Here is a 6,354-nt window from a genome sequence, read left to right as displayed (position 1 = left end):
GCCCGATGGAACTGAGACAACTGCGCTATTTCGTGCGCGTCGTGGAGCGCGGCTCCATGAGCCGCGCCGCGCTGGACCTGGACGTGGTGCAGTCCGCACTGAGCCAGCAGATCACCCGGCTCGAAGGGGAGCTGTGCACCCGGCTGCTGCACCGCACGCCACGCGGCGTGGCACCCACCGAGGCCGGCCTGGCCTTCTTCCGCGAGGCCCAGCTGAGCCTGCGCCATGCCGAGCAGGCCGTGCGCGCGGCGCAGCAGGCGCGCCTGTCGGGCACCGCCACCGTGGGCCTGGCGCCCACCACCTCGGCCGTGCTCGGCCTGCCGCTGATGCAGGCCATGCGCGCCCGCTACCCCGACGTGCGGCTGCACATGGTCGAAGGCATGTCGGGCCACCTCACGGACATGCTGCATGCCCGCCAGCTCGACCTGGCCGTGCTGTTCGACACCCGGCTGCACCAGGCGCAGCCATCGGGCGCGGGGCGGCGCTGGCAGGTGCAGCCGCTGCTGGAGGAAGACCTGTTCCTGATCTGCGCGCGCGGCGGCCCGGGCGCGCGTCGCCTGCCCGAGACCATTACCGTGGCCGAGCTCGGCAACGAGCCACTGATCCTGCCCACCGGCCCGCACGGCCTGCGCAGCACGCTGGACACGGCCTTCGCGCGCGACCGCGTGGCCCCGCACATCGTGCTGGAGGTCGACTCCCTGGCCATGGTCATGGCCGCAGTGGACGCCGGCCTGGGCTCCACCCTGCAGCCCTGGGCGGCCATGGGCCGCTACCCGGATGCGGCCCAGCGCTTTCAATGCGCGCGCCTGACCGACGCGCCCGCGCGCCGCGTGAACCTGCTGTGCAGCCTGTCCGAGGACGAGCTCTCGCCCGCCGCGCTGGCCACCCGCGTGGTGGTGGCCGACTGTGTGCGCGGCCTGGTAGGGGCCGGCCAATGGTTCGGCACCACCCTGATCGAAAGCGCCCCAGGCCATCACGATTCGTGATACCTGCATGAGCTGAACCTGCTGCACGCCCTGCAGCGGTCTCCCTACAGTGGCACCACCACGACATGCGGCGGCAGCACCGCCCGGAGACCACGATGATGCGCAGGACGAGCCCCCGCGCTCCCCGCCGAGGGGAGCGCTGACCCATGGAGACGAGCACCACCCCCGACGTGCTGGTGATCGGCGGCGGCAATGCCGCCCTGTGCGCCGCGCTGATGGCGCGCGAGGCCGGCGCCAGCGTGCTGCTGCTGGAGGCGGCCCCGCGCGCCTGGCGCGGCGGCAATTCGGCCCACACGCGCAACCTGCGCTGCATGCACGATGCGCCGCAGGACGTGCTGGTGGGGGCCTACCCCGAAGAGGAGTTCTGGCAGGACCTGCTCAAGGTGACCGGCGGCCTGACCGACGAGCACCTGGCGCGCCTGGTGATCCGCGCCTCGGGCACCTGCCGCGACTGGATGCGCCGCCATGGCGTGCACTTCCAGCCTTCGCTGGCGGGTGCGCTGCACACGGCGCGCACCAATGCCTTCTTCATGGGCGGCGGCAAGGCGCTGGTGAACGCCTACTACCGCAGTGCCGAGCAGCTCGGCGTACAGGTGCGCTATGAAGCCCCCGTGGACCGCATCGAGACCGAGGGCGGCCGCTTCGTCGCCGCGCACTGCAAGGGCCAGCGCATCCGCGCCCACGCCTGCGTGCTGGCCGCTGGCGGCTTCGAATCCAACCGCGAATGGCTGCGCGAGGCCTGGGGCCAGAACGAGCGCGGCGAATGGCCGTCGGACAACTTCCTGATCCGCGGCACGGCCTACAACCGCGGCGTGCTGCTGCGCCACCTGCTCGATGACCATGGCGCCGACCGCATCGGCGACCCCACGCAGGCCCACATGGTGGCCATCGATGCGCGCGCGCCGCTGTACGACGGCGGCATCTGCACGCGCATCGACTGCGTGTCGCTCGGTGTGGTGGTCAACCGGCAGGCCGAGCGCTTCTATGACGAGGGCGAGGACTTCTGGCCCAAGCGCTACGCGATCTGGGGCCGCCTGGTGGCCCAGCAACCCGGGCAGATCGGCTACTCCATCATCGACAGCCAGGCCGTGGGCCGCTTCATGCCCCCCGTGTTCCCGGGCGTGCAGGCCGACAGCCTGCCCGAACTGGCGCAGCAACTGGGGCTCGACGTGGCCCGCTTCATGCACACGCTCGATGGCTACAACGCTGCCTGTCGCGTCGGCCGCTTCGACCACACCGCGCTCGACGACTGCCACACCGAGGGCCTCGCGCCTGCCAAGACGCACTGGGCGCGCCCCATCGATAAGCCCCCTTTTTACGGCTATGCGCTGCGGCCCGGCGTGACCTTCACCTACCTGGGCCTGCGCACCGACGAAAGCGCCGCCGTGCACTTCGGCGGGCAGGCCAGCCCGAATCTCTTCGTGGCCGGCGAGATGATGGCCGGCAACGTGCTGGGCAAGGGCTACACGGCCGGGGTCGGCATGTCCATCGGCACCGCTTTCGGGCGCATCGCGGGCACCAACGCCGCGCGCGCAGCACAGAGCCAAGAGGTGGCCCATGCAGTCGCTTGATGCCCTGGTGCAGGATGCACGGGCCCTGGCCAATGGCGCCATCGCCCCCTTGTCGACGCCCGAAACCGAGGTCGCGCGCCAGATGCAGATCTGCAATGCCTGCCGCTACTGCGAAGGCTTTTGCGCCGTGTTCCCGGCCATGACCCGGCGGCTGGAATTCGGCAAGGCCGACATCCACTTCCTGGCCAACCTGTGCCACAACTGCGGCGCCTGCCTACACGCCTGCCAGTACGCGCCGCCGCATGCCTTCGCGGTCAACGTGCCGCAGGCCATGGCCCAGGTGCGCGGCCAGACCTATGCCGACTACGCCTGGCCGCCCGCGCTGGGCGCGCTGTACCAGCGCAACGGGCTCACGCTGGCGCTGGCGCTGGTGGCGGGGCTCACGCTGTTCCTGCTGCTCGCGGTGGTGCTGCAGGGCCAGGGCCTGGCGGCACTGTGGGGGCAAAACCTGGGCGGCAACTTCTACCGCCTGTTTCCGCACAACCTGCTGGTGGGCCTGTTCGCGCCGGTGTTCCTGTTCGCCACGTTGGCCCTGGGCCTGGGTGTGCGCCGCTTCTGGCGCGACGTGTCGCCCGCGACCAGCGGCGCCCCCGTGAGCGGCCCGGCGGCGGCCGAGGCCACGGACGACGTGCTGCGCCTCAAGTACCTCGATGGCGGCCACGGCGAGGGCTGCCACGACGCGGACGATGCCTACACCCTGTGGCGCAGACGCTTTCACCACCTGACCTTCTACGGCTTTGCACTGTGCTTTGCGGCCACCAGCGTGGCCACGCTCTACCACTATGCCTTGGGCTGGGCCGCGCCCTACGACCTGCCCAGCCTGCCCAAGCTGCTGGGCGCCGTGGGCGGCACCGCCCTGGCGCTGGGCACGGCCGGACTGTGGCAGTTGAACCTTCGGCGCCACCCGCTGCATGGCGACGCCGCCCAGAAGCCCATGGACCGCGCCTTCATCGCCCTGCTGTTCCTCACCAGCACCAGCGGCCTGGCGCTGTGGCTGGCGCGCGGCACCCCGGCCCTGGCGCTGCTGCTGTGCCTGCACCTGGGCGCGGTGATGGCGCTCTTTGCCACCATGCCCTACGGCAAGTTCGCGCACGGCATCTTCCGCACCGCGGCCCTGCTGCGCCATGCGGTGGAAAAGCGCCAGCCCCGCCCCATCGGCCTGGGCGCGGAATGACGGCGCCAGTCCCGTCGATCCCCATCAACAGGAGACATCCCATGACCCCGACCTCCCGCAGCGGCGTGCTGCACATCCCGTCGATGCGCCCGCACTGCAGCGATGCCGAATGGCAGGCCCGCGTGGACCTGGCCGCCTGCTACCGGCTGGTGGCGCATTTCGGCATGGCCGACATGATGGCCAACCACATTTCCGCGCGCGTACCGGACGACGACGCGGCCTTTCTCATCAATGCCTACGGAATGATGTACGAGGAGATCACCGCCTCCAGCCTCGTCAAGGTGGACCACAGCGGCGCCATCCTGGCCCAGCCCGACTTTGGCGACCTGGGGTATGGCATCAACAAGGCCGGCTATGTGATCCACAGCGCTGTGCACGACGCCCGTCCCGAGGTGGGGTGCGTGATCCACACCCACAGCTGGGCCTCGATGGCCGTCTCTGCACTGGAATGCGGGCTGCTGCCGATCACGCAGACCGCCATGCGCTTCCTCAAGATCGGCTACCACGACTACCAGGGCGTGGTGCTGGACACCGCCGAGCAGGCATCGCTGGTGGCCGACCTGGGCGGGGGCGAGGCACTCATCCTGCGCAACCACGGCGTCCTGGTGGTGGGCCGCACCACGGGTGAAGCCTTCAACTGGATGCACCGGCTGGAGCTGGCATGCCGCTCCCAGCTGGCGGCCATGGCCACCGGCAGCCCCTTCGTACGGGTACCCCAGCCGGTGCTGGAAGAGACCTGGAACAACTACCAGCCCGGCACACGACGCCCCTACGGTGTGATGGAGTGGCCAGCGCTGCTGCGCATGCTCGACCGCATGGACCCGGGCTACCGGGACTGAGGCGCGCGGTCGATGGCGCTTACCGCCGAGACCGGCGACGACCGCTCCAAAAGACTTCGGTTGAACGAAGGCGACTGGAACCCGCCAGCGCACATGTGCCTTTTTCAGGCACCTACAACGATTCAGGAGACAAGACCATGAAGCCCATTCCCTTCCCATCCGATCCAGGCGGCGGCCCACCCACGATCCGGCGCCGCCGATTCTGCATGGCCACCAGCGGCCTGGCCCTGCTGGCGGCCATGCCCTTGGCAAGCCGTGCGCAGGACGCACGCTGGCCCACCAGGCCGGTGCGCGTGGTGGTGGCGTTTTCAGCGGGCGGTACTACCGACATCCTGGCGCGTGCCGTGACGCAAAAGCTCGCCGACAGGCTGGGCCAGCCCTTCGTCATCGACAACCGGCCGGGAGGTGGCGGCAACATCGGCACCGGTGAAGTGGTGCGCGCCGCGCCCGACGGCCACACCCTGATCGTCAACTCGGTCGGACCGATCTCGATCAACCAGACGCTGTACAAGAACCTGCCCTACGACCCGCTGGCCGACCTAGTGCCCATGGTGCAGATCGCCGACGTGCCCAACGTGCTGGTCGTGCATCCCTCGGTGCCCGCCAAGACGATGGAGGAGTTCGTGGCCTACCTCAAGGCCAACCCGGGCAAGCTCAGCTATGGCTCCACGGGCGTGGGCACGTCGTCGCACCTGTCGAGCTTCATGCTCGGTCAACGGGTGGGCTCAGAGCCGCTGCACGTGCCGTACAAGGGCGCCACCGCGCTCAACGACCTGCTCGCAGGTCGCCTGCAGTTCATGTTCGCCACCATCCCTTCGGTGATTCAGCACGTGCACGCGGGCAAGCTGCGCGCCCTGGCCGTCTCCAGCGCCAAACCATCGCGATCATTGCCGGCCGTGCCGACGGTGGCCGAAAAGGGCTTCCCGGGTTTTGAGGCCGGATCCTGGTTCGGCTTCTTCGCCCCCAAGGGCACGCCCCCTGCCGTGATTGCGGCGCTGAACCGCAGCGTCAACGAGGTGCTCCCCGAACTGCAGGAGCAGATGATCCGCGAAGGCGCCGACCCGGTGGGCGGCACGCCCGAGCAGTTCGGCGCCCTCACCCGGCGCGAGTTCGAGAAATGGAAACTCATCGTGAAGGCATCGGGCGCGGAGGCGCAATGACGCTGCCACGCCTGCTGTTGTCCGACATGGCGTGCGTGCGCCTGTCGCCACGGCTGGCCACGCATGCCCAGGCCATTTCGCTGGCCGAGGCGCACCAGGGGGCAGCTTTTGATGCGGCCTTCGTCTCCCGGGACGTGACGGGCCTGTCCACCAAGCACGAGGTGCTGCCCGCCACGGCCCGCTTCTACGATGCGCTGCGCGGGCAGCCTGGCCTGCGCTGGGTGCATGTGCATTCCGCGGGGGCTGACCGGCCGGTCTACCAGGCGCTGCGCGCGCGCGGCGTACAGGTCACGACTTCGTCGGGCACGAATGCCGCTGTGGTCGCCCAGACCGCGCTGGCGGGCGTGCTGGCCCTGGCCAGGCGGTTCCCCGAGTTGATTGCGGCGCAGCACGAGCGGCGCTGGGCCCCGCTCATCGGCAGCAGCCTGCCGCGCGACCTGGCGGGGCAGACGGCCGTGGTCGTCGGCTGGGGTGCCATAGGCCGGCAGATCGGTGCCTGGCTGGGCATGCTCGGACTTCGTGTGGTGGCCGTGCGGCGCGAGCGCGGCCCTGCGGACGGCAGTGCCGAGTGCGTGGCCTACGAGGACCTGCCCGAAACACTGCCGCGAGCCGATTGGCTGGGGG

6 protein-coding genes are annotated in these 6,354 nt (G+C 70.1%); all 6 read left to right on the top strand.

All coding sequences use genetic code 11. The features are described 5' to 3' along the window. Positions 1–5: 5 nt before the first annotated feature. The gene (locus tag PMI14_RS03155) at positions 6–986 is read left to right on the top strand and encodes a LysR substrate-binding domain-containing protein (protein ID WP_035202181.1); all 981 of its coding nucleotides are present in this window, start codon (positions 6–8) and stop codon (positions 984–986) included. Positions 987–1,132: 146 nt separating this feature from the next. After that, positions 1,133–2,557 (top strand): FAD-dependent tricarballylate dehydrogenase TcuA, encoded by a 1,425-nt coding sequence (gene tcuA / locus PMI14_RS03150; RefSeq protein WP_007849444.1) that lies wholly within the window; start codon positions 1,133–1,135, stop codon positions 2,555–2,557. Further along, a complete protein-coding gene (gene tcuB / locus PMI14_RS03145) occupies positions 2,544–3,731 on the top strand; it encodes a tricarballylate utilization 4Fe-4S protein TcuB (RefSeq protein ID WP_007849443.1) in 1,188 nt (395 codons plus the stop codon). The genes tcuA and tcuB overlap by 14 nt, the downstream gene beginning before the upstream one ends. A 41-nt stretch (positions 3,732–3,772) precedes the next feature. Further along, positions 3,773–4,570, top strand: coding sequence for a class II aldolase/adducin family protein (locus PMI14_RS03140; RefSeq protein ID WP_007849442.1), 798 nt, complete (start codon positions 3,773–3,775; stop codon positions 4,568–4,570). 137 nt (positions 4,571–4,707) lie between these two features. Further along, a complete protein-coding gene (locus PMI14_RS03135) occupies positions 4,708–5,730 on the top strand; it encodes a tripartite tricarboxylate transporter substrate binding protein (protein ID WP_007849441.1) in 1,023 nt (340 codons plus the stop codon). Further along, on the top strand, positions 5,727–6,354 hold a 628-nt coding region (locus tag PMI14_RS03130), incomplete at its 3' end, for an NAD(P)-dependent oxidoreductase (RefSeq protein ID WP_007849440.1). The genes PMI14_RS03135 and PMI14_RS03130, both read left to right, overlap by 4 nt.

It is taken from the genome of Acidovorax sp. CF316 (assembly GCF_000276605.1).
Lineage (GTDB): Bacteria > Pseudomonadota > Gammaproteobacteria > Burkholderiales > Burkholderiaceae_C > Acidovorax.
The sequence above is the reverse complement of the archived record's forward strand: the minus strand, read 5'-3'. Positions and strand labels throughout refer to the sequence as shown.

Coding starts and splice junctions, on each gene's coding strand:
- PMI14_RS03155 (WP_035202181.1), top strand. CDS start 6: ATGGAACTGAGACAACTGCGCTATTTCGTGCGCGTCGTGGAGCGCGGC.
- tcuA (WP_007849444.1), top strand. CDS start 1,133: ATGGAGACGAGCACCACCCCCGACGTGCTGGTGATCGGCGGCGGCAAT.
- tcuB (WP_007849443.1), top strand. CDS start 2,544: ATGCAGTCGCTTGATGCCCTGGTGCAGGATGCACGGGCCCTGGCCAAT.
- PMI14_RS03140 (WP_007849442.1), top strand. CDS start 3,773: ATGACCCCGACCTCCCGCAGCGGCGTGCTGCACATCCCGTCGATGCGC.
- PMI14_RS03135 (WP_007849441.1), top strand. CDS start 4,708: ATGAAGCCCATTCCCTTCCCATCCGATCCAGGCGGCGGCCCACCCACG.